At 64.9% G+C, this 21516-nt stretch carries 22 protein-coding genes; 14 read left to right on the forward strand and 8 right to left on the reverse strand.

Annotated features, from left to right (window positions below; all coding sequences use genetic code 11):
- Positions 1-176: 176 nt before the first annotated feature.
- From ELS24_RS03235 to ELS24_RS03260, 6 genes are all read left to right on the forward strand, one after another.
- Positions 177-851 (forward strand): RraA family protein, encoded by a 675-nt coding sequence (locus ELS24_RS03235; protein WP_127183387.1) that lies wholly within the window; start codon positions 177-179, stop codon positions 849-851.
- Positions 848-2065: an aminotransferase class I/II-fold pyridoxal phosphate-dependent enzyme gene (locus tag ELS24_RS03240; protein WP_127183388.1), complete on the forward strand. Its 1218-nt coding sequence runs from the start codon at positions 848-850 to the stop codon at positions 2063-2065. Before ELS24_RS03235 ends, ELS24_RS03240 begins: the two co-directional genes overlap by 4 nt.
- Positions 2066-2128: 63 nt before the next feature.
- Positions 2129-2956 carry an ABC transporter substrate-binding protein gene (locus ELS24_RS03245; RefSeq protein WP_127183389.1) on the forward strand — a complete coding sequence of 276 codons (828 nt, stop codon included), beginning with the start codon at positions 2129-2131 and terminating at the stop codon, positions 2954-2956.
- Between the two features lie 27 nt (positions 2957-2983).
- Positions 2984-3685 carry an amino acid ABC transporter permease gene (locus tag ELS24_RS03250; RefSeq protein WP_050447083.1) on the forward strand — a complete coding sequence of 234 codons (702 nt, stop codon included), beginning with the start codon at positions 2984-2986 and terminating at the stop codon, positions 3683-3685.
- Position 3686: 1 nt separating this feature from the next.
- The gene (locus tag ELS24_RS03255; protein ID WP_050447084.1) at positions 3687-4403 is read left to right on the forward strand and encodes an amino acid ABC transporter permease; all 717 of its coding nucleotides are present in this window, start codon (positions 3687-3689) and stop codon (positions 4401-4403) included.
- Positions 4400-5125, forward strand: a complete 726-nt coding sequence (locus tag ELS24_RS03260; RefSeq protein WP_127183390.1) for an amino acid ABC transporter ATP-binding protein — start codon at positions 4400-4402, stop codon at positions 5123-5125. The genes ELS24_RS03255 and ELS24_RS03260 overlap by 4 nt, the downstream gene beginning before the upstream one ends.
- Before the next feature lie 327 nt (positions 5126-5452).
- Here the strand turns inward: ELS24_RS03260 and ELS24_RS03265 are convergent, their stop codons facing one another.
- The 8 genes from ELS24_RS03265 to mpl all read right to left on the reverse strand — a co-directional run bounded on the left by ELS24_RS03265 (position 5453) and on the right by mpl (position 14220).
- Complete coding sequence (locus tag ELS24_RS03265) at positions 5453-6286, reverse strand: symmetrical bis(5'-nucleosyl)-tetraphosphatase (protein WP_050447086.1); 834 nt, start codon at positions 6284-6286, stop codon at positions 5453-5455.
- Positions 6283-7461: an LPS export ABC transporter permease LptG gene (gene lptG, locus ELS24_RS03270; protein WP_127183391.1), complete on the reverse strand. Its 1179-nt coding sequence runs from the start codon at positions 7459-7461 to the stop codon at positions 6283-6285. Before lptG ends, ELS24_RS03265 begins: the two co-directional genes overlap by 4 nt.
- A gap of 91 nt (positions 7462-7552) precedes the next feature.
- Positions 7553-8278: a monofunctional biosynthetic peptidoglycan transglycosylase gene (mtgA, locus tag ELS24_RS03275; protein WP_127183392.1), complete on the reverse strand. Its 726-nt coding sequence runs from the start codon at positions 8276-8278 to the stop codon at positions 7553-7555.
- Between the two features lie 5 nt (positions 8279-8283).
- Positions 8284-9147 carry a shikimate dehydrogenase gene (gene aroE, locus ELS24_RS03280; protein ID WP_050447089.1) on the reverse strand — a complete coding sequence of 288 codons (864 nt, stop codon included), beginning with the start codon at positions 9145-9147 and terminating at the stop codon, positions 8284-8286.
- Positions 9144-10040 carry a TonB family protein gene (locus ELS24_RS03285; protein WP_127183393.1) on the reverse strand — a complete coding sequence of 299 codons (897 nt, stop codon included), beginning with the start codon at positions 10038-10040 and terminating at the stop codon, positions 9144-9146. The genes aroE and ELS24_RS03285 overlap by 4 nt, the downstream gene beginning before the upstream one ends.
- Before the next feature lie 211 nt (positions 10041-10251).
- On the reverse strand, positions 10252-12144 hold the full coding sequence (locus ELS24_RS03290) for a ribonuclease catalytic domain-containing protein (RefSeq protein WP_127183394.1): 1893 nt from the start codon (positions 12142-12144) through the stop codon (positions 10252-10254).
- Positions 12145-12221: 77 nt separating this feature from the next.
- Positions 12222-12824 carry a YqiA/YcfP family alpha/beta fold hydrolase gene (locus tag ELS24_RS03295; protein WP_050447091.1) on the reverse strand — a complete coding sequence of 201 codons (603 nt, stop codon included), beginning with the start codon at positions 12822-12824 and terminating at the stop codon, positions 12222-12224.
- A 25-nt stretch (positions 12825-12849) separates the two neighbouring features.
- Positions 12850-14220 carry a UDP-N-acetylmuramate:L-alanyl-gamma-D-glutamyl-meso-diaminopimelate ligase gene (gene mpl, locus ELS24_RS03300; RefSeq protein ID WP_127183395.1) on the reverse strand — a complete coding sequence of 457 codons (1371 nt, stop codon included), beginning with the start codon at positions 14218-14220 and terminating at the stop codon, positions 12850-12852.
- 139 nt (positions 14221-14359) lie between these two features.
- On the opposite strand from mpl, the gene ELS24_RS03305 reads away from it, so the two are divergent.
- From ELS24_RS03305 to ELS24_RS03340, 8 genes are all read left to right on the forward strand, one after another.
- On the forward strand, positions 14360-14893 hold the full coding sequence (locus ELS24_RS03305) for a TlpA family protein disulfide reductase (RefSeq protein ID WP_127183396.1): 534 nt from the start codon (positions 14360-14362) through the stop codon (positions 14891-14893).
- 97 nt (positions 14894-14990) lie between these two features.
- Positions 14991-15425 (forward strand): type II 3-dehydroquinate dehydratase, encoded by a 435-nt coding sequence (aroQ, locus tag ELS24_RS03310; RefSeq protein WP_050447094.1) that lies wholly within the window; start codon positions 14991-14993, stop codon positions 15423-15425.
- Between the two features lie 90 nt (positions 15426-15515).
- Positions 15516-15971, forward strand: coding sequence for an acetyl-CoA carboxylase biotin carboxyl carrier protein (gene accB / locus ELS24_RS03315; RefSeq protein ID WP_050447095.1), 456 nt, complete (start codon positions 15516-15518; stop codon positions 15969-15971).
- A 9-nt stretch (positions 15972-15980) separates the two neighbouring features.
- Complete coding sequence (gene accC / locus ELS24_RS03320) at positions 15981-17327, forward strand: acetyl-CoA carboxylase biotin carboxylase subunit (protein WP_050447096.1); 1347 nt, start codon at positions 15981-15983, stop codon at positions 17325-17327.
- Between the two features lie 95 nt (positions 17328-17422).
- On the forward strand, positions 17423-18349 hold the full coding sequence (prmA, locus tag ELS24_RS03325; protein WP_127183397.1) for a 50S ribosomal protein L11 methyltransferase: 927 nt from the start codon (positions 17423-17425) through the stop codon (positions 18347-18349).
- A 27-nt stretch (positions 18350-18376) separates the two neighbouring features.
- Positions 18377-19669 carry a DUF3426 domain-containing protein gene (locus tag ELS24_RS03330; RefSeq protein ID WP_127183398.1) on the forward strand — a complete coding sequence of 431 codons (1293 nt, stop codon included), beginning with the start codon at positions 18377-18379 and terminating at the stop codon, positions 19667-19669.
- 12 nt (positions 19670-19681) lie between these two features.
- Positions 19682-20623 (forward strand): carbohydrate kinase family protein, encoded by a 942-nt coding sequence (locus ELS24_RS03335; RefSeq protein ID WP_050447099.1) that lies wholly within the window; start codon positions 19682-19684, stop codon positions 20621-20623.
- A 205-nt stretch (positions 20624-20828) separates the two neighbouring features.
- The gene (locus ELS24_RS03340) at positions 20829-21332 is read left to right on the forward strand and encodes a glycine zipper 2TM domain-containing protein (protein ID WP_050447100.1); all 504 of its coding nucleotides are present in this window, start codon (positions 20829-20831) and stop codon (positions 21330-21332) included.
- The last annotated feature ends 184 nt before the right edge of the window (positions 21333-21516 follow it).

A 21516-nucleotide genomic window follows, 5' to 3' on the forward strand; every position in this document is an offset into this window, starting at 1 on the left:
TCCGCCTAGGGCTAACCCCTATATTCCAAAAATTGATGAGGCTCGTGGAAATTTAATCCCTTTTTCTGAAAACGAAAAGCTCGCAACATGCCATCTGATTGTTCACCCGGCCGGCCTGCATCCTGAAAAATCCACAGGGTTGCCGGCGGCTACCGACCCAGGAACTGCAGATCGTCATGGCCAATATCCTTACCGGCGCCCGCCAATTGCCGGCTTCCCCCGTTGCCCCCGCCGCCATTCTTGAAGCGCTTGCCGGCATCGTCACGCCCCACCTTAGCGACAACCTGGCGCGCCGCGAGGGCATCTCGGGCCTGCACCGCTACAACGGCAGCGGCAAGCTCGTGGGTACCGCGCTGACGGTCAAGACGCGTCCGGGCGACAACCTGATGATCTACAAGGCCATGATGCAGATCCAGCCCGGCCACGTGCTGGTGGTGGACGCGGGCGGCGACCTGTCCAACGCCGTGCTGGGCGAAATCATGAAGCGCTACCTGCAGTTGCATGGCTGCGCGGGCGTGGTGGTGGACGGCGCCATCCGCGACGTGGCCGCGTTTGAAGCGGACAGCTTCCCCTGCTATGCGCGCGGCCACATCCATCGCGGCCCCTACAAGGACGGCCCGGGCGAGGTCAACGTGCCCGTGTCGATTGGCGGGCAGGTGGTCAACCCCGGCGACATCATCGTGGGCGACGAAGACGGCCTGGTCTGCTTTGCCGCGTCCGACGCGGAAAGCCTGATTGCCGCCGCGCACGCGCATGCGGCCAAGGAAGAACGCATCATGGCCGAGATCGCCCTGGGCGATAAGACGCAAAGCTGGATGCAGGCCGCCTTTGCCGCCAAGGGGCTGGCATGAGCGCCGCCGACACCGCCTTCCTGGCTGAACGCGCCCGCGCGATCAAGCCGTCGCCCAGCATGGCCGCCAAGACGCGCGTGGACCAGTTGCGCGCGGAAGGCCGCGACATCATCGACTTCACCGTGGGCGAACCTGACCTGCCCACGCCCGCGCATATTGTGCAGGCGGGCATCGATGCGCTGAACAGCGGCGACATCCGCTACACCGCGTCGGCCGGCGCCAAGCCGCTGCTGGAAGCCGTGCGCGCCAAGTTCCAGCGTGAAAACGGCCTGGACTACGGGCTGGACGAACTGATTGTCGGCGTGGGCGCCAAGCAGTTGATCTTCACCGCGCTGGCCGCCACCGTGCAGGCGGGCGACGAAGTCATCATCCCCGCGCCGTACTGGGTGTCGTACCCGGACATGGTGCTGGTCAACGATGGCACGCCCGTGGTGCTGGCCTGCCCTGAAGCCGATGGCTTCAAGCTGACGCCGCAAGGGCTGGAACACGCCATCACGCCGCGCACGAAATGGGTGCTGCTGAACACGCCCAGCAATCCTACCGGCGCCATGTACAGCGCGAACGAACTGCGTGCCTTGGGCGAGGTGTTGGCGCGCCATCCCCACGTGTGGCTGATGACGGACGAAATCTATGAACACCTGGCCTACGGCGACGCGCGCCACGCATCGCCCGCCGCGGTGGTGCCGGCGTTGGCGGGCCGCACGCTGACGATCAATGGCGTGTCCAAGGCCTACGCCATGACCGGCTGGCGCCTGGGTTACGCCGGTGGCCCCAAGCCGCTGATCAAGGCCATGGCCACGCTGATCTCGCAAAGCACCAGTTGCGTCAGCGCCATCAGCCAGGCAGCCGCGCGCGTGGCCTTGACCGCCGACCAGCGCTGCGTCAGCGATGCCGCCGCCGTGTTTCACGCGCGCCGCGACCGCATCGTGGCCCTGCTGAACGCGGTGCCGGGCATCCGCTGCCCGGAGCCTCAGGGCGCGTTCTATGTCTATCCGTCGGTCGAAGGCCTGCTTGGCAAGCGCACGCCGGCCGGCCGCGTGTTGGAAAGCGATCTGGACGTGGTGATGTACCTGTTGGACGAGGCCGGCGTCGCCGTGCTGGACGGCGCGGCCTATGGCTTGTCGCCCTACCTGCGGCTGAGCTTCGCCACGTCGATGGAGAACATCGAAGAAGGATGCCGCCGTATCAACAGCGCCTGCGCGGCGCTGCGTTGAACGTGCTTTTTCAGCAGTACCCATAACGGGCAGTACCCATACCTATATTCAAGGGGAATTACCATGAAGACCACCATTGCTTCCTTCGTTGCCGCCGTCGGCCTGGCCGCCACGCTGGCGCCCGCCGCGCATGCGGACACCGTGCAAGACATCAAGGCGCGCGGCAAATTCATCTGCGGCACCATGGGCACCGCCGAACCCTTCAGCTTCCAGGACCCGAAGACGCGCGCCGTCGTCGGCTACGAAGTCGATATGTGCCAGGCCGTGGCGGATAGCCTGGGCGTGCCGCTGGAACTGAAGCTGATCGCCGTCGAGGCCCGCATCCCCGAACTGATTGCCGGCCGCGTCGACGTGGTGGCCGCCAACCTGGGTTGGAGCCCCGACCGCGCGAAGCAGATCGACTATTCGCATCAGCATTTCGTGAGCCTGCAGAAGATCCTGGCGCGCGAGTCCGAGAAAGACGTGAAGGCGCCTGCCGACCTGGCGGGCAAGCGCGTCAGCGCCGTGCGTGGCTCGTCCTCGGAGCAGGGCGCGCGCAAGAACATCCCGAATGTGGATACGGTGACGTTCAAAGACCCCAGCGGCGCGTTCCTGGCGCTGCAACAGGGCAAGGTCAGCGGCTTTGTGGCGTCGGAAATGATGCTGGTGAAGCTTCAGCAGCAGGCCGCCGGCAGCGCGGTGCCCGTGAAGATTCTGCAACCGGCGCTGTTTGTTGAACCCTGGGGCATGGGCGTGCGCAAGGGCGACACCGCCATGCTGAATCAGGTGAACAAGGTGCTGGACGGCATGGAGGCCTCGGGCCAGGCCGCCAAGCTGTTCGACAAGTGGTTTGGTGCGGGCACGCAGTTCAACCTGAAGCGCGACTTCCGCATCGAAGCCATCAAGGGTTGATGCGCGCACGCGCTGGAGCCTCTTTCGATGCACTACGTTTTCGACTTCAGCGCCATTTTCCAAGGCGAGTACCCGGACTGGCTGCTCAGGGGGTTGATCACCACCCTGGCGCTGGCCGGGCTTTCCTGGATTCTGGCGTTCTGCCTGGGCAGCCTGCTGGCGGTGATCCGCCTGACGGGCTCGCCCGTGGCCAACGCGGTGATCGCGGTGTACGTCGCGTTCCACCGTAACGTGCCCATGCTGGTGCACATCCTGTTCTGGTACTTCGGCGTGCCGGCGTTGCTGCCGCAAGGCTTGAGTGATTGGCTCAACAGCCACGGCAGTGAATTCATCATGTCGTGCATCGCGATCGGGCTGGTGATGTCGGCCTACATCTGCGAAGACCTGCGCAGCGCCGTGCGCGGCATTCCGCCGGGGCAGGTGGAAGCATCGCGCGCGCTGGGCCTGAGCTTTCTGCGCACCATGCGTTGCGTGGTGCTGCCGCAGGCGTTTCGCATCGCGATTCCGCCGCTGCTGAACCAGACACTGTTGCTGTTGAAGAACACCAGCCTGGCGATGGCGATCGGCGTAACGGAACTGACAGCGGCGGGGCGTGAGATCGAGAACTACACGTTCCGCACCTTTGAGGCCTATGCCGTGGTGACGGTCATCTATCTGTTGCTGTCGTTCTTGATCATGGGCGGCGGCGCGATCTTGCAACGACGTTATCGTCCGCTGGGGGCGCGCTGAGATGTGGGACATACTGAAAGACAATTGGCTGCTGCTTCTGATCGGGCAGTATCCGCACGGCCCGATAGGCGGGCTGGTGGCCACGCTGGGCCTGGCGGCCGTCAGCCTGACGCTGGCCTTGCCTTGCGGCGTGCTGCTGGCGCTGGGCCGCATCAGCCCGTACCGCATCTTCTACTGGCCGTCGTCGGCGGTGGTGTATCTGGTGCGCGGCCTGCCGCTCTTGATGTTCATCTTCTGGGCGTACTTTTTTGTACCGATCATCATCGGCCGCCCCGTCGCGGGCACGACCACGATGGTGGTGGCGCTGGTCTGCTACGAAAGCGCCTACCTGGCCGAGATCATCCGCGCGGGCATCCAGGCCTTGCCGCCGGGGCAGCAAGAGGCCAGCCGGGCGTTGGGCTTGTCGTACATGCAGACGATGCGGCGGGTGATTTTGCCGCAGGCGCTCTACAACATGCTGCCCAGCATGCTGAGCCAGTTTGTGTCGACGGTGAAGGAAACGTCGCTGGCCTATGTGATCAGCGTGCAGGAACTGACCTACGCCGCCAACCAGATCAACAGCGTCTTGCTGACCAAGCCGTTTGAAGTGTTCGGCCTGCTGGCGATGACGTATTTCATTCTGAATTTTGGCCTGAGTTCATTGGTGCACCTGACCGAACGACGTATCGGCAGGCGGCGCGCCGGGCTTGGGGCTGTTTCTAAAGTGGTGCCGACATGATCCGATTTTCACAAGTGCAGAAGTGGTATGGCGACTACCAGGCGCTGGCCGATGTGACTGAAGAGGTCACGCAAGGAGAGGTGGTGGTGGTGTGCGGGCCGTCGGGGTCGGGCAAGTCGACGCTGATCCGTACCGTGAACCGCCTGGAACCTATCCAGAAGGGCGTGATCGAGGTCAACGGGCAAGATATCTATGGCCCGAAGGTGCACCTGGATCAGTTGCGCAGCCATATCGGATTCGTGTTTCAGCAGTTCAACCTGTTCCCGCATTTGTCGGTGCTGGAAAACCTGATGCTGGCGCCGCTGCAACTCAAGCGCGCAAAACGCGCCGAGGCCCGCGAGCGGGCGATGCAGTTGCTTGAGCGGGTGGGCCTATCGCACAAGGCAGAGGCGTACCCCGCCCAGCTTTCAGGTGGGCAGCAGCAACGGGTAGCGATTGCGCGGGCGTTGGCGATGAACCCGCCGGTGATGTTGTTTGATGAGCCGACCAGCGCGCTGGACCCGGAGATGGTGGGCGAGGTGCTTCAGGTGATGAAGGGGTTGGCCCGCGACGGGATGACGATGGTGTGCGTGACGCACGAGATGGGGTTCGCACGAGAAGTGGCGGACCGGGTGTGGTTCATGGACGCGGGGCGGATCGTGGAGACGGGAACGCCGGAGGCGTTTTTTAGCAGGCCGGGAACGGTGCGGGCGCAGAAGTTCCTGGCGGAAATTCGGCATTGAGTGTTTGCGGAGAGATGGGTTGCGCGCGTTCGTGGATTGGGTTCTTTTGGCGGCCTTGGCGCGCTTCACCCATCCTACGGGTGTCGTTTTGGGTGTGGCTGTTTGATGGGTCGCGCGCGTTCGTGGATTGGGTTCTTTTGGCGGGCTCGCCGCGCTTCACCCATCCTACGGTTTGGGATCGTAGGATGGGTGGAGGGCGAGATGGTTTGCCTGGGAAAGCCGGTGCTGGCCGCCCGGAACCCATCTGCAGCGGTTGCGCGATGGGTCGTGCGCGTTCGTGGATGAGGTTGTTTTATCGACCCCGCCGCGCTTCATCCCGCGTACAGCTTATTCCGACAACGGATCCTGGAACTGCGAACACTTGACCTGCACCAGCTTGCGGTCCTGCAAGCGTAGCGCGGTCAAGGATCCGCCCCAGACGCAGCCGGTGTCCAGGCAGATGACGTCGGGGCGCTGCAGCAGGCCCAGCGTGGACCAATGGCCGAACACCGTCGTGATGTCGCGCGTAGCGCGGTTGGGGACGTCGAACCAGGGCACAAGGCCTGGCGGCCACGCGCCGGGGGTGACCTTGGTGGCGAACTCCATGTGGCCGTTCGGCGTGCACAGGCGGATGCGTGTCAGCGCGTTGATGATGACTCGCATCCGTTTGCCGCCCTTGTGGTCTTCTTTCCACGTGGCCGGCTCGTTACCGTACATCTTCTGCAGCGCCTTCTGCCAGTTCGGCCCACGCAAGGCGTCCTGCACTTCACCCGCCAGGGCCAGCGTCTTGGCCACATCCCACTTGGCCAAGGTGCCCGCGTGCACCAGCAGGTGACCCTGTTCAAAATGCGCCAGAGGCCGAAAACGTAGCCAGTTGATCAGGTCGCTGGCGTCCGGCGCTCGCAGGATTTCGTCCAGCGTGTCCGACTTGGACGGCTTGCGCACCCCGGCGGCGGCAGCCAGAAGGTGCAGGTCATGGTTGCCCAGCACCGAGGTCGCGCGGTCACCCAGGTCGATGATGCGACGCAGGGTTTCCAGCGACTGCGGGCCACGGTTGACCAGGTCGCCTGCGAACCAGAAGCGCGAGCGGGGATCTCCGACCAGGTCGGGGTGGGCCAGCAAGCGATCCAGCGGCGAGCAGCATCCCTGCACGTCGCCGATCATCCAGATACTGCCGTTCATGCGGGACTCTTGCTCCAAGGCCAACGTTGTTGGACGATGCGGGTAATGGTGTGGCGGTATTCCATATAGCTCATGGCGCTCAGCGCCAGCGCCATGGCGCCGATGTTCGGACCCAGGGCCGTCAGCCAGGGCGGCCACTTGCCCAGCATGCCCACGTTCAGGGCCAACTGGTTCAGCATGAAGAAACCCACGCCCAGCAAGATGCCGATGAACACCTTTGCGCCCACGCCGCCGCGACGCGTCTGCATCAGGCCAATGGGGGCGGCAATCGTGATCATCACAAGCAGGGTGAAGGGATACGCCAGTTTGCGCCACAGGGCAACAACCTGTCGACCATATTGCAGTTGGTTGTCGCGCAGGTACTCCACATAGTCCAACAAGGTGATGATGGACATACGCTCGGGCGTCAGCACACGGGCCAGCAGGCGTTCGGCGCTAAGGGTCGTATCCACCGTGCGCTCGGGCAGCTTCACCACCGAGGCGGGCGGGTTCTTGGGTTGACGCGCGTCGGCCAGGGCGTCGGCCGCGTCATCATCCAGGCGCGTTTCCGATACGTCCTTGAGCACCAGGTCGCCGTGGGCGAACGAGCCGGTGGGCGCGGTGGACAACGCGGTCAGGGTCTGGTCTTTCTTGAATTCGTACAGGGTGATGCCGGCCACCTGGCCGTCGCCCTTGAGTTCGGCGATGTTGATGATGCGCATGCCGCCGTTGGCGGTGGGTTCCTTGAACCAGTAGCCGCTGTTCAGGCGGTCGCCGCCGGCCTTGCCGCGAAACATCAGATTGGCCTCGCCGCTTTTGATCTCGGCCCAGGGCGTGACGTATTCGGACAACAGGGCGGCGCCGATCATCAGCGGGATGGTCACTACCCACAGCATGCGCAACAGGCGCATGCCACTGACGCCCGACACGCGCAGGATGACAAGTTCGTTGCGCTGGGCCAGGCCGGCCAGCGCCAGGATCGCGCCGATCAGCAGCCCGATGGGCAGCAGGTCGTACAAGCGGGTGGGAATGGCCAGCGCCTGCATGTAGAGCAGGGCCATCATGGAGAACTTGTCGCCCACGTTGTCCAGGTCGTCCACCAGCGCGAAGAACGTGAAAAGGCCTAGCAGGGCCATAAGGACCACTGCACAAGAGCGATAGATCTCGCGGGCCAGGTAGCGACGGGCGGTACGCATGAAAATGATGGGGGAGCGCTAAACGTGAAAGCTTAACAAATCCCGCCGCCCAGGGTGGGGATGGCAGGATGCCGGTGCGCGCTTTTACGTGTCAGGGAATGTCAACCATCCGCATGCGGCGGGTCAGGACACCCACGCGGGAGTTCAGGTAGTTGGAATTGCGGCGGGTGTCGTAGAAGCGGGGGTTGGGCAGCATGGCTGCCAGCCGGGCCGACTGGCTGGCGCTGAGGTTGGCGGCCGAGGTATTGAAATAGTGCTGTGCGGCCGCCTGTGCGCCGAACACGCCCACGCCCCATTCCGCCACGTTCAGATACAGCTCAAGAATGCGTTCCTTGGTCATGACGTGTTCGATCATGTAGGTCAGCACCAATTCCTGGCCCTTGCGGATGTAACTGCGCGAACTGGACAGGAACAGGTTCTTTGCCAATTGCTGGGTGATGGTCGAGCCGCCGCGCATCTTGCTGCGTCCTGCCTCTTCCTGCCTTTGGTTGTATTCCCAGGCCTTGCGGATGGCGTCCCATTCGACGCCATCGTGTTCGGTGAATCTGGAATCTTCGGAGGCCACCACCGCGCGCTTCAGATTGCGGCTGATCTTGTCGTAGGGCACCCAGTCGTACTTCAGTTGGAAGGCCGGGTTGCCTTCGCGCAGGCGCGAGCGTTCTTCGCGCATGATGGCGCTGCTGCCGGGGTCGCGGTAGTTGAACCAGACCACCTGGGCGAACAGCCAGAACTGATAAAGCAGCACCGCGCACAGCAGCGCCATCAGCACGCCGGTGGTGATCCGGAACCAGGATCGGCCTTGCTTGCGCGTCGCCATGCCGCTCAGCGTCCGGCCACAAGGGCCTCGCGCAGCGCCGCCAGCACGGGGGCTGGGTCGGGGCGCACGCCGTGCCAGATGAAAAAGCTTTCAGCGGCCTGGCCTACCAGCATGCCCAGGCCGTCAGCCGTCAGCGCGGCGCCGTCGGTTTCGGCCTGCTGCATGAAGGCGGTGGGTCTGGCGCCATACATCATGTCGTAGGCCGCCGCGCCATCGGCGTACAGCCCCGGCGGCAAGTCCGGCGCGGCATCCTGCAAGCCGCTGGCCGTGGCGTTGATGACCACGTTCCAGCCGCCAGGCCGCGCGGCGTCCGAGAGCCCGCCCGCCGTGACCTGGGTTTGCGGCGACACGCCGCTGGCGCGCCAGGCGTCGGCCAGTTCCAGCGCCTTGGACGCAGTACGGTTGACGATATGGATGCGCGCGCAGCCGGCTTGCGCCAGTGGTTGCAACACGCCCCGGGCGGCGCCGCCGGCGCCCACCAGCAGCACGGCGGCGTCCGGCAGGCGCACGCCCAGGCGCAGCAGGTCGGACACCAGGCCAACGCCGTCGGTATTGCAGCCGTGCCAGGCGCCATCGCGCCAGGACAAGGTGTTGACCGCGCCGGCCAGCCGCGCGCGGGTGGACAGATGGCCCGCCGCCAGCGCGTAGGCGTCCAGCTTGAACGGCACCGTCACGTTCAGGCCCTGCCCGCCTTCGGCCACGAAGGCGGCCACGGCATCGGCAAAGCCATCAACCGGCGCCAGCAGCCGCTCATAGCTGAGCGGTTTGCCGGTTTGCTGGGAAAACAGGGTGTGGATCTGGGGCGAGCGGCTGTGCGCGATGGGGTTGCCGATGACGGCGTAGCGGGCAAGAGGGGACGCCTCGGTCATGGAGCTTGTGTTTCCAGGGTGTCGTTGACGAAGTGCCAGGTGCGAGTGATGACCAGCACGTCCGTATCGCGGGCGATATCGGGCGGGAAGGGGGGAAAGGGCGCAGCCAACTGGACAATGCGGCGCGCAGCCTGGTTCAGCACGGCGTGTGGGGACGGTTGGTCGATTTCCACGTCGGCGATGCTGCCGTCGGCACGCACCGATACGGTGATGCGCAACGAACCATAGATGCGTCCCCGGGCTTCGTCGGGATAGTGCTGGGTGCCGATGGCCTCGATGCGGGCGCGCCAGGCGTCCAGGTACGCGGCGTAGCGCGAGGCTTCGGCCGAGGGGGCCACGAATTGCTTGCGCGGTTCATTGCTGTATTGCTGGACCCGTTCGGCCAGGGCGGCGACCTGCGCATTCTGGATGACGCTGGCCTGGTCTTCGGCGTCTTGGCCCAGGTCGGCGCCATCGGGCCACGGGTTCACGGCCTGACGTTCGGCGCCCGCCTTGTCCGTTGAGCGCAACTGGGTCATCAGGCGGGTCTGTTCGGCTTCCAACTGCACCTGGCGGCGGCGCATGGCCTCCAGCACGATGGTCTCGGCGGACTCGCCGGTCTGGGGCAGCGGCGTGGTGGTCATGCCGTGTTCAGCGTTGCCGCCGCCGCTCATCTGGTTCTGGGCCTGGGCGCGCGGCGCCTCGGGCGGCGTTTCGCTGCGCGCGTTCAACAGCACCACTTCCAGGCTGGTCACGGGCGGGCGCGTGAGCGCTGGCGCGCCGAAGCGCCACGCCAGCGCGCCGGCGTGCACCAATAGCGATATTGCAATGCCGATACGCAGGTAGTGCTGGGCGGGAGCGCCCAGCCACCGCAGGTAACGGCCTAGCGGGGAGGGGGAGTCAGGGCGTTGCACGGTCGCATTGTAAGGCGAGTCCGCGTCGGTCGGCCATGCCGACCGACCGCTGTGTAACAGCTTTTGGACGGCACGCCGCAAGGTGGCCACGCCGTCGCGCACCCACTGACGCTGTGGCCGGGTTGGGGCGTTGGGTGGTTACGGGCGCTTGATGGGTTGCGCGCGCGGGGCCGTGTTTCAGTTGCATGAAGCCCTGCGCGCTTTACCCATCCTACGTGGCCGGGCTGAGTTCGCCTACGTAGCGGCAGTCCAGTTCCAGGCCTAGTTCGTCCATGCCCAGGATGTCGATTTCCACGGCGGTGCCGCGTTCCAGTTCCGGCATGCCGCCCACGCGGGTCACCAGCGGTGCGTTGGCGAAGCGGACCAGGTCGTCGCGCAGCACGTGCGCCACGGTGCGGGTCACGCCGTGCTGCTTGAGCCAGCGCAGGCACCAGTAGCGTTCCATGGCGCTTTGGAATTCGGCCCAGGCGGCGTATTGCGCGTCGAAGGCGCCGATGATGGCGAACAGGTCCGCGTCGCGCGGCTTGAACGGGGCCACCAGGCGCGCCGACACACCGTGTTCCACGGCGGCAATCAACTGCCATTGGTTGACCAGGTCCACGTAGCGGCGCAGCGGCGACGTGCTCCAGGCATATTGCGGCACGCCGATGGCTTCGTGCGGCAGCGCCTGCGTGCTCATGCGCACGCGGCCCGCCTGCTGCGAACGGTAGATGCCCGGCACGCCATGCTGGTGCAGCAGGCCGCCCCACAGGTTGTTGGCCAGGATCATGTATTCGGCCACCATGCGGTCCAGCGGCGCGTTGCGCTGGCGCGGCACCAGGCGCACCGGGGTGTCCGGGTCGTCGGGGTTGCCGTCCAGATAGAAGCTGTATTCCACGCGGGAATTGTTTTCGGGCTTGCCGCGCACGTTTTCGCGTTGCGCCGACAGCGCCTGCGCCAGCTTCCACAGCGGACGCAGCCAGTGGCCGTAAGGAATATCGGCAGACGGGTCGGCCAGGCTGGCCTCGGTGACCTGCGCGTCCAGCATGTTGTGGCGCAGGTTTTCGCGCACCACCACCCGTTCCAGGCGCGTCTCGGATTCAATGACTTCGCCCGTTTCAGGGTCGGCCACCACGTACAGCGACAGCACGGGCACTTCGCGGCCCGCGTCCAGCGAAAACGCCTTGATGACGTTGTCGGGCTGCATCGGGATCTTGTCGCCCGGCATGTAGACGGTGGACAGGCGCGCGCGCGCCAGCTTGTCGAACTCGCTGTCGCGGGTGACCGACAGACCGGGGGCGGCCACGTGCACACCCACGCGCAGGCGCCCGTCGGGCAGCGTGGTGACGGACAGCGCGTCGTCGATCTCGGTGGTGGTGACGTCGTCCACCGAATAGATCTCGGCGTCCGACAGCGGCAGTTCACGGTCGATGGGCGGCAGTTCCAGTTCGGGGAATTCCAGTCCACGCGGGAAGTTCACCGCCAGGAAGCGCCGCTTGTGCAGGGCTAGCGCATGCGGCCACGCGCCCAGTTCCAGCAGCAGGCGGTCGGGGCTCTTGCCCAGCTTGGCGCAGGCGGCGTCCAGCGCCTTCCATTGCTGCGAATTCTTGTCCGGACGGATCAGCAGGGTTTCAGCAACCTGGGCAATGGGCTCGGGCAAGCGGCCCGCGGCCATCTCGTCCACCCATTCCTGTTGCTGCTCGGCCTGGCGCTGCTTTTTTTCCAGCGCGGCCAGCGCGGCGGCCAGGATGTCCGGCGGGGCAGGGCGGTAGCGCCCTTTGCCTCGGCGGTGGAAATACGCGGGCGCGCTGTGCAGGCGCATCAACAGCGCGGCATGTTCCACGGGCGTGGGGGCATGGCCAAAGTAGTCGGTTGCCAGCGAGGGCGTGTCGAATTCTTCCTGGGGGGCACATTCCCAAAGGAATTGCAGGTCCAGCTCATCGGCGGCCGCGGCGGCCTGGCTCATCAGCGCCGCCGGTTCGGGCGACGCGAAATTGAACAGGGTATTGGCGCGCTTGATTTTGCTGCGCTTGCCCGATTCCGACTCCACCTGCAGGCTGGCGTCGGTCTCGGACAGGATGTTGCCGGCCTTGAAGCTGCCGTCATCTTCGTAAAACACATACATGGTGGGGATCTTCCTGGGCGACGCGCACGCGCCGCCTTGCGCAGCTATATAGATAGAGTGTTGATGCCTGGTACTGATTATTGAGGGCGAACCTGCTTGCCGCCAAGGGCGAATTCAAGCACCTCGGGCATCCAACGTTCAAAATCGGACAAACCGTGGTCGCTGCCTTCGACGATACGCTGCTGGCAACCCAGGTAGCGATCGCGCATTTCACGCCAATCCAGCACCTCGTCGCCAGTTGCCGCCAGCAGGAAGTACCGGTCGGGCTGGGTGATGCGAGGCACGTGGATGGCCGCCAATTCGTCCACATATTCGGGCAGAAAGACGAACGGCGCGTTGGAATGATACATGTGGTGCTCGCCGACCTGGGTCGCCAGGTCGCGCGCCGCTTCCACGGCCGGGTTCAGCAGCACGGCCTTGCAACCCAGTTGCTCGGCCAGCCAGGTGGCGTAGAAGCCGCCCAGCGATGAGCCGATCACGGTCAGCGCGCGGGGGCTGTCCGCGCCCTGCAATTGGCGTTGGGCAATGTCCATGCACAGCGCAATGGCTTGCCGGGGGCTGGCGGGTAGCTGCGGGCAGGCCCATAGCGCGGCGAGCCCGCGCTGGGCCATGGCGTCGGCCATCTGCCGGGCCTTGGTGGAGCTTGGCGAGGAACGAAAACCGTGCAGGTAGAGGATCATTTCGTGCTCGTCCAAGAGTGGAGGGTCAGCCGCGCGCCCGCAGCGCGTCCAGCAGCTTGCCGTGGACGCCGCCAAACCCGCCGTTGCTCATGACCAGCACCTGGTCGCCGGGGCGGGCGGCGGCGGTTACGGCCGCGACCAGCGCGTCGATGTCATCGTAACTGGAAGCCCGGTCGCCCAGCGGCGCCAGGACGTCCGCCGGGTTCCAGCCCAAGGCGTGCTTGCCGCTGTGCGCGCCGAAGCAGAACACCAGGTCGGCATCCGTCAGGGCATCGGGCAGGCGGGCGGCCATGGTGCCCAGCTTCATCGTGTTGGAACGCGGTTCCAGCACCGCCAGGATGCGGGCCGATCCGACCTGGCGGCGCAGGCCTTCCAGGGTGGTGGCGATGGCGGTGGGGTGATGCGCGAAATCGTCGTACACCTTGACGCCGTTGACCGTGCCGCGCAGTTCCATGCGGCGCTTCACGCCGGCAAAGCGGGTCAACGCGGCGATGCCGTCGGCGGCCGATACGCCCGCGTGTTCGGCGGCGGCCAGCGCGGCCAAGGCGTTCATGCGGTTGTGTTCGCCGCTGAGGCTCCAGCGCACGGTGCCGGCTTCAACGCCGTTGCGCAGCACGGTGAACGCGCCGTCGTCATCGGGCGGCGAGGCTTGCCAGGCGCCATCGGGACCGAACGTGACGGTTTCAGACCAGCATCCGCGCGCAATTACACGGTCCAGCGCGTCGCAATGGGCCGGGCGCACGATGCGGCCGGACCCGGGGATGGTGCGCACCAGGTGGTGGAATTGGGTTTCGATGGCCGCCAGATCGGGGAAGATGTCGGCGTGGTCGTATTCCAGGTTATTCAGAATGGCGGTGCGCGGGCGGTAATGAACAAACTTCGAGCGCTTGTCGAAGAAGGCCGTGTCGTATTCGTCCGCCTCGATCACGAAGGGACGGCGCGCGGGGTCGTAGCGGGCCGACACTTTCAGGTCCGCCGCCACGCCGCCGATCAGGAAGTTGGGCGCCAGGCCCGCGGCTTCCAATATCCAGGCCAGCATCGAGCTGGTGGTGGTTTTTCCGTGGGTGCCCGCCACGGCAAGCACGTGCGCGCCCGGCAGGATGTTGTCGCCCAGCCATTGCGGGCCGGACACATAGCGCGCGCCCGATTCCAGAATGGCTTCCATCAGCGGGTTGCCGCGGCTGACCACGTTGCCGATCACGTACAGGTCGGGCGCAAGCGCCATCTGTTCGGCGCCAAAGCCTTCGATCAGCTCGATGCCTTGTTCGGATAACTGGGTGCTCATGGGCGGGTACACGCCCGCATCGCAACCCGTGACCTTGTGGCCGGCAGCCCGCGCGATCAGCGCCAAGCCGCCCATGAACGTACCGCAGATGCCAAGAATGTGCAGGTGCATTGAAAACTCTCCTGTCCGGCATTGTATATATAGCGGTGAGCGGCGGCGCCGAGCCGGGGGCGCCGAGCCGGCACCACCCGGGGCCGCCCGGCCACGCCGCAACAACGCGTAAAACAGCGGCAGCGGTTATGATCGCGCCATGAATCGACGCCTACTTCTATCCGCCGGCGTGGCCGTGGCCGCCACGGTTGCGGGCGCCTACACCTTGCTGGGGCAAAAGCCCCGCACGTCTTCGGCACCGGCCGACGCCAGCGACCCCGTCGCCGGACTCATGCAATTGCAGTTGCCCGACCTGAACGGTGCGACGCAGTCGCTGGCCAACTGGAAGGGCCAGCCGATGGTGGTTAATTTCTGGGCGACGTGGTGCGCGCCGTGCGTGCGCGAAATGCCCGAACTGGATGCGCTGCAGAAAAAATACCCGCATGTGCGCTTTGTCGGCATCGGCGTTGATTCCGCCGCCAACATGCAAAAATTTGTCGAGAAAGTGCAAGTTTCCTACCCGCTTTGGGTTATCGGGGTAGGCGCCATCGATACCTTGCGCAAGCTTGGAAACCCCAGCGGCGGCCTGCCTTTTACCATCGTGTTCAATGCTGATGGCGCAATTAACCGGAAAATACTGGGAGAAATCCAACCAGACGACCTGAACAAAACCCTGTCGGGACTGAAGGCGTAAGTCTGTTGGACAAATAATAGGAATTGGCGTAAAAAGCTGGTTTATCGGCTGTTTTGCCAGCAATTCCACCGTTGGCAATCCACTCATTGGCAAGCGCATGGCGCAAAACATACTGGTATTGCATGGCCCGAATCTGAACCTGCTTGGCACCCGGGAACCTCATATCTACGGCAGTTTGACGCTGCCCCAGATCAATGAGCGCCTGGAGCTGCTTGGCGGGGAATTGGGCGCCAAGTTGACTACTTGGCAAGGCAATCACGAAGGTGCGTTGGTCGACCGCATTCAGGCGGCGCGGCAAGACGGCACGGACTTCATCATCATCAACGCGGCGGCTTATACGCACACCAGCGTCGCGATTCGCGATGCGCTGGCTGGGGTCGCGATCCCATTTATTGAAGTACATTTGTCCAATCTGTATAAGCGAGAGCCCTTCAGGCATCACTCTTATCTGTCCGACTTGGCGATAGGCCTTATCACCGGCCTCGGCGCGGACGGCTACGAGGCGGCTCTGCGTTACGCAGTGCGGCACTGATCTCGCACCAAACTCACGGCTTTTACATCTTATACACGGCGCGGGCCCCACGCTGGGACGCCGCCGACACTATCTCGGGAAGCAGCTTCTATGGACCTTCGAAAACTCAAAACCCTGATCGACCTGGTGGCTGAATCGGGTATCGCCGAGCTGGAAATCACCGAAGGCGAAGGCAAGGTACGCATCGTCAAGTTCTCGCAAACCTTGCAGCCGGTGGCTTACCATCAGCCCGAAGCCGGCGTGCCCGCTGCACCGGTGGCTCAGCCCGCCGCGCCTGCCGCGCCGGCCGCCGAAGCCGCCCCGGTCATCCAGGGCCACGTCGTGAAGGCGCCGATGGTCGGCACGTTCTACCGTTCGCCGAACCCGGGCGCCGCTCCGTTCATCGACGTGGGCGCCACCGTCAAGGAAGGCGATCCGCTGTGCATCATTGAAGCCATGAAGCTGCTCAATGAAATCGAAGCCGACAAGTCCGGCGTCATCAAAGAAATCCTGGTCGAAAACGGTGAGCCCGTCGAGTACGGTCAACCCCTCTTCGTCATTGGCTGATAGCTGAAAATGTTCGAAAAAATCCTGATCGCCAATCGGGGCGAAATCGCCCTGCGCATTCAGCGCGCTTGCCGTGAGCTGGGCATTAAAACCGTGGTCGTGCACTCCGAGGCTGACCGCGAGGCCAAGTACGTGCGCCTGGCCGATGAATCCGTGTGCATCGGGCCTGCGCCGTCGCGTGACAGCTACCTGAACATGCCGGCCATCATTTCGGCCGCCGAAGTGACGGATTCCGAGGCAATCCACCCGGGTTACGGGTTCTTGTCCGAAAATGCCGACTTCGCCGATCGCGTCGAAAAGAGTGGCTTCGTCTTCATCGGCCCGCGTCCCGACACCATTCGCCTGATGGGCGACAAGGTCAGCGCCAAGCGCGCCATGATCGAAGCCGGTGTGCCGGTGGTGCCGGGTTCCGAGGGTGCGTTGCCCGAAGATCCGCAGGAAATCATCCGCATTGCGCGCGAAGTCGGTTACCCGGTCATCATCAAGGCAGCGGGCGGCGGCGGTGGCCGTGGCATGCGCGTGGTGTACACCGAGGCCGCGCTCTTGAACGCCGTCACCATGACGCGCTCGGAAGCGGGCGCCGCGTTCAACAACCCGGAAGTCTATATGGAGAAGTTCCTTGAGAACCCTCGCCATGTGGAAATCCAGGTGCTGGCCGATGGCGGCCGCAACGCCGTCTGGCTGGGCGAACGCGACTGCTCCATGCAGCGCCGCCACCAGAAAGTCATCGAAGAAGCACCGGCTCCCGGCATCGCCCGCCGCGCCATCGAGCGCATCGGCGACCGTTGCGCCGACGCTTGCCGCAAGATGGGCTACCGTGGCGCGGGCACGTTCGAGTTCCTGTTTGAAAACGGCGAGTTCTATTTCATTGAAATGAACACCCGCATCCAGGTCGAACACCCGGTCACTGAACTCATCACCGGCATTGACCTCGTGCAGCAGCAGATTCTGATCGCCGCGGGCGAAAAGTTCACGCTGCGCCAGCGTGACATCACGTTCAAGGGCCATGCGATCGAATGCCGCATCAACGCGGAAGATCCTTTCCGCTTTGTGCCCAGCCCCGGCCGCATCACCAACTGGCATACGCCGGGCGGTCCTGGCGTGCGTATCGACTCGCATGCCTACAATAGCTATTTCGTGCCGCCCAACTATGATTCGATGATCGCCAAGGTCATCACGTATGGCGATACGCGCGATCAAGCCCTGGCCCGCATGCGTATTGCGCTGTCGGAAATGGTGGTGGAAGGCATTTCCACCAACATCCCGCTGCATCGTGAATTGCTGCAAGACGCCCGCTTCATTGAAGGCGGCACCAGCATCCACTATCTGGAAAACAAGTTGGCTCAGCGTCCCTGACCGACGACCCCGGGGCCTCACGGCCCCTTTTTACGTTTATGGTCCATCGGGCCGCGGCGCGAGCCGTGGCCCGATGGCCAGATGGAAGAATAATCATGCGTGAACTCGTGCTCCATTGCCTGGAGGCGCAGGCCGAAGCCCTGTCGGATGCGTTGCTGGAAGCGGGCGTGCTGTCGGTATCCGTGGAAGACGCCGACTTCGGCACCGATGACGAACGCCCCTTGTTCGGCGAACCTGGCACCGAGCCCGACATTCAAGCCTGGGACCGCAACCGCGTCGTGGCCTTGCTGCCCGATGGCGCCGACCCCACGCAGATCATGGAAGAGGCCGCCGCGGCGGGCGAGCTGGACCCGGCGCTGTTTGCAGGCTGGACGCTGCGCGACGTGCCGGACGCCGACTGGGTGCGCCTGACGCAATCGCAGTTCGGCCCCATCCATATTGCTGAACGCCTGTGGATCGTGCCCAGCTGGCACCGCGACAACCCCGACGTGCCCGGCCTGGACCCGGCTGCCGCCGAAGACGGCGCCATCCATATCGAACTGGACCCCGGCCTGGCCTTCGGTACCGGCAGCCATCCCACGACGCATCTCTGCCTGGCCTGGCTGGAAGCCGAATTGCCGGCGGGCGCCACGTTGCTGGATTACGGCTGCGGCTCGGGCATCCTGGCCATTGCCGCGCGCAAGCTGGGCGCGGGCCCGACGCTGGCCGTGGACATCGACGCGCAGGCGGTGCAAAGCACGGCCTATAACGCCGAAGTGAACCACGTCGAACTGCAAGCCATGCTGCCCGACGCGCTGGCTGACGGCACCTTTCAGGTGGTGGTCGCCAACATCCTGTCCAATCCGTTGAAGGTGTTGGCGCCGATGTTGGCGGGCCGCGTTGCCGCGGGCGGCCATTTGGTGCTGTCCGGCGTGCTGGAGCGTCAGGCCGAGGAAGTGGCCGCGGCTTACGCGCCCTGGCTTGCCATGTCGGTCTGGCGTGCCCGCGACGGCTGGGTATGCCTGCACGGCCAGAAGGCCTGAATAGCCGGATCGGCAGGATTGCATCACATGGCTCTGACCACCCGCTGCCCGCAGTGCGGCACCACGTTCAAGGTGGTGCCTGACCAGCTTCGCGTTCGCAATGGCCTGGTGCGCTGCGGCGCCTGCTCCACCGTCTTCGACGGCCGCGCCTGCCTGCTGCCCGAAGCGGGATCGCCGCCGCCCGCCGCGCCATCCGTGCCGCCTGCGCCTTCTTCGGCAGCCGCCGCCGCCGCGCCAGTGCTGGCGCCGACGCTGGCGCGCCCGTCAGCCGAGCCGCGCCAGACACCACCCTGGGAAGACGAATCCGCCGCGCCACAGTCGGCTCCCAGTGCGCCTGTTGCGCCCGTCACGCCCACAGCGCCCATCTCACCCACTGCGTCTACCGCACGCGCCGAGCCTGTGATTTCGCCAGTGGCTACGCCCGCGATTCCACCGGCGGTCCTGCGTGGGCGTGATGCGATACGCCGCCCGGTGGAGCCCGAAGACACGCTGCCGGAAGACGAACCCGACGACGATCACGACCTGGAAGACGAAGTCCGTGAAGCGCCGCATGGCCGTGTCGATCAGGGCCGTTCCGATAACTTCCGCACCGATTCCCACTACGAAAAGCCCATCATCGCCTCGCGCGACAGCGAACCCGTCATCAGGTGGGACGACCGCGACACACCCGATGAGCGCGACCACGACGACGATCGCGACCACGACGACGATCGCGACGAGGACCGTGAGCCCGTGCTGGGCGAGGCGCGCACCCGCTACTCCAGCGCCACGGACGTAGGCCGTGCTCCGCCCGAGTTCCTGGATCAGGACCGCAGCGAACGCCGGGGCCTGATGCGCAAGATCTGGGCTTCTGCCTGCCTGCTGGGCCTGATCGCCCTGGGCCTGCAACTGCTTTACGTCTACCGTACCGACATCGCCAACTCCATGCCCGTGATGCGCCCGGTGCTGGAAACCGTGTGCCAGCCGCTGGGCTGCACCGTGGGCTATGCGCGTCGCCTGGAACGCATCGCCATTTCATCATCGTCGCTACAGCCGCCCACGGGCGCCGCCGCGATCGACGATGGCCGCAGCCGGCTGGTGTTGAACCTGGTGCTGCGCAACCGCTACGACAAGCCGCAGCACTGGCCCGCGCTGGTGCTGGACCTGACGGACCTGTCCGACACGGTGGTGGTGCGCAAGGTGCTCAAGCCCGAAGACTACCTGACGCCCGAACAACTGCGCGGGCCCTTCGCCCCGGCGGGCGAGCTCAAAATTTCCGTGCCCATTGAAGTGACTGGCGTTCAAGTCAATGGCTACCAACTTGATAAGTTCTTTCCTTAAAGGATGACACGCATGGCAACCCCCGTCCTGGTTTGCGGTTCGATGGCGTTCGACACGATCGCCGTGTTCGAAGGCCGCTTCAAAGAGCACATTCTTGCCGACCGCATCCAATCCTTGAGCGTGTCCTTCCTGGTGCCCAGCATGCGCAAGGAATATGGCGGCTGCTCGGGCAACATTGCCTACAACATGAATCTGCTGGGCGGCAAGCCCGTGCCGGTGGCCACCGTGGGCGAAGACGCTGGCGAATACATGGAGCGCCTGTCGGGCCTGGGCATCGACACCTCCCGCGTCAAGGTGGTGCCCGGCACGTTCACCGCGCAATGCTTCATCACGACCGACCTGGACGACAACCAGATCACCGCGTTCCACCCGGGCGCCATGTCGTTCGCGGCGGACAATGACCTGAGCGACGCGGACGCGGCCTGGGCCATCGTGGCGCCGGACGCCAAGGAAGGCATGTTTGCCCACGCGCAACGCCTGCACCAGCGCGGCATCCCCTTCATCTTCGATCTGGGTCAGGCCATGCCCTTGTTCGACGGCGCCGACCTCGAACGCATGCTGAAGATGGCGCAGGCCTTGACCGTGAATGACTACGAAGCTGGCGTTGTCGAGCAGCGCACCGGCCGCAGCATGGCCGATATTGCCCAGACGCTGCAAGCCGTGGTGGTGACGCGCGGCGCGGAAGGCGCCACGCTGATGACCGGCGGCAAGACCATTTCCATCGCGCCTGTGAAGGCAACGCAAGTGGTGGACCCCACGGGTTGCGGCGACGCGCAACGCGGCGGCCTGCTCTACGGCTTGACCAGCGGCTGGAACTGGGAAGACAGCTGCCGCCTGGGCAACGTCATGGGCGCCATCAAGATTGCCTCGCGCGGGCCGCAGAACCACACGCCGTCGCGCGCGGACATCAACGCGGTATTGCACGCTACTTACGGCATCCATCTGCCGGCGTGAGCCTTGGGCGGCGCACGGGAACTGCCTGGTTCGTGCGCGGTCGAAGGTTCGTTGAAACGTCTTGTGCGGTGGCCTCGTTGCCACCGCGTTCAACGGGTGTTTTCTGGCTTTGGCCGTGAGTTTCAGTGTGTTGCAGCCGAGCCTGGCCAAGATGGCGGGCGCGGTATGATCAACGTCGTCGGCAGTGCCCGATCGAGGAGTCCAAATGAACCAAAGCAAATCTCTTTCCCTGGTAACGCCGCGTACTGGCAGGTGGCTGGCCGTTGCGGCCGTCGTGACGTCGATGGCAGTCTTGGGCGGCTGCGCGAATCCCAGCGCATCCAGCGGGGTTTATAGCTACGACCAAGCTCAGCGCGAACAGATCGTTCGTACGGGCACCGTCACGGGCGTGCGCCCCATCGTGATCCAGAATGACAAGTCCAGCGGTGTCGGCATGTTGGCCGGCGGTGCGCTGGGCGGCGTGGCCGGCAATGCCGTCGGCGGCGGCACGGGCCGCACCATCGCCACGGTGGGCGGCGCCATCTTGGGCGCCCTGGCCGGTAATGCCGTGGAGAACCGGGTGGGCAAGAATTCCGGCTACGAAATCACAGTGCGCCTGGACAACGGCGAGACCCGCGTCGTGGCGCAAGAAGCCGACTTGCCCATCAGCGTGGGCCAGCGTGTACAGGTGATCAGCGGCGCCGGTCCGACGCGCGTCACCCCGATGTAAATCAAACGCCTGCGTATGCGGGCGTTTCAGTCGCCGCGCCGATGCGCGCACAGGCCCCTTTGATGGGGCCATTTTTTTGCCCAAATGTCGCTCGGCCGCAACGTGATCCCCCAGGATTTACCCGCAGGTGCCGCCTTTCCTGGCCTTTTCGCGCCATGGATCCTGAAAGTTCCATGGCGATTCG

Source organism: Achromobacter spanius (assembly GCF_003994415.1).
GTDB lineage: Bacteria > Pseudomonadota > Gammaproteobacteria > Burkholderiales > Burkholderiaceae_B > Achromobacter > Achromobacter spanius_C.

What these genes read in the sequence shown, in the direction of transcription:
- ELS24_RS03305 (WP_127183396.1), top strand. Translation starts at nt 14,360, where the DNA reads ATGAATCGACGCCTACTTCTATCCGCCGGCGTGGCCGTGGCCGCCACG.
- ELS24_RS03330 (WP_127183398.1), top strand. Translation starts at nt 18,377, where the DNA reads ATGGCTCTGACCACCCGCTGCCCGCAGTGCGGCACCACGTTCAAGGTG.
- ELS24_RS03335 (WP_050447099.1), top strand. Translation starts at nt 19,682, where the DNA reads ATGGCAACCCCCGTCCTGGTTTGCGGTTCGATGGCGTTCGACACGATC.
- ELS24_RS03260 (WP_127183390.1), top strand. Translation starts at nt 4,400, where the DNA reads ATGATCCGATTTTCACAAGTGCAGAAGTGGTATGGCGACTACCAGGCG.
- ELS24_RS03235 (WP_127183387.1), top strand. Translation starts at nt 177, where the DNA reads ATGGCCAATATCCTTACCGGCGCCCGCCAATTGCCGGCTTCCCCCGTT.
- mtgA (WP_127183392.1), bottom strand. Translation starts at nt 8,278, where the DNA reads ATGGCGACGCGCAAGCAAGGCCGATCCTGGTTCCGGATCACCACCGGC.
- ELS24_RS03250 (WP_050447083.1), top strand. Translation starts at nt 2,984, where the DNA reads ATGCACTACGTTTTCGACTTCAGCGCCATTTTCCAAGGCGAGTACCCG.
- ELS24_RS03265 (WP_050447086.1), bottom strand. Translation starts at nt 6,286, where the DNA reads ATGAACGGCAGTATCTGGATGATCGGCGACGTGCAGGGATGCTGCTCG.
- prmA (WP_127183397.1), top strand. Translation starts at nt 17,423, where the DNA reads ATGCGTGAACTCGTGCTCCATTGCCTGGAGGCGCAGGCCGAAGCCCTG.
- ELS24_RS03295 (WP_050447091.1), bottom strand. Translation starts at nt 12,824, where the DNA reads ATGATCCTCTACCTGCACGGTTTTCGTTCCTCGCCAAGCTCCACCAAG.
- aroQ (WP_050447094.1), top strand. Translation starts at nt 14,991, where the DNA reads ATGGCGCAAAACATACTGGTATTGCATGGCCCGAATCTGAACCTGCTT.
- ELS24_RS03245 (WP_127183389.1), top strand. Translation starts at nt 2,129, where the DNA reads ATGAAGACCACCATTGCTTCCTTCGTTGCCGCCGTCGGCCTGGCCGCC.
- accC (WP_050447096.1), top strand. Translation starts at nt 15,981, where the DNA reads ATGTTCGAAAAAATCCTGATCGCCAATCGGGGCGAAATCGCCCTGCGC.
- ELS24_RS03340 (WP_050447100.1), top strand. Translation starts at nt 20,829, where the DNA reads ATGAACCAAAGCAAATCTCTTTCCCTGGTAACGCCGCGTACTGGCAGG.
- ELS24_RS03255 (WP_050447084.1), top strand. Translation starts at nt 3,687, where the DNA reads ATGTGGGACATACTGAAAGACAATTGGCTGCTGCTTCTGATCGGGCAG.
- ELS24_RS03290 (WP_127183394.1), bottom strand. Translation starts at nt 12,144, where the DNA reads ATGTATGTGTTTTACGAAGATGACGGCAGCTTCAAGGCCGGCAACATC.
- aroE (WP_050447089.1), bottom strand. Translation starts at nt 9,147, where the DNA reads ATGACCGAGGCGTCCCCTCTTGCCCGCTACGCCGTCATCGGCAACCCC.
- mpl (WP_127183395.1), bottom strand. Translation starts at nt 14,220, where the DNA reads ATGCACCTGCACATTCTTGGCATCTGCGGTACGTTCATGGGCGGCTTG.
- accB (WP_050447095.1), top strand. Translation starts at nt 15,516, where the DNA reads ATGGACCTTCGAAAACTCAAAACCCTGATCGACCTGGTGGCTGAATCG.
- ELS24_RS03240 (WP_127183388.1), top strand. Translation starts at nt 848, where the DNA reads ATGAGCGCCGCCGACACCGCCTTCCTGGCTGAACGCGCCCGCGCGATC.
- lptG (WP_127183391.1), bottom strand. Translation starts at nt 7,461, where the DNA reads ATGCGTACCGCCCGTCGCTACCTGGCCCGCGAGATCTATCGCTCTTGT.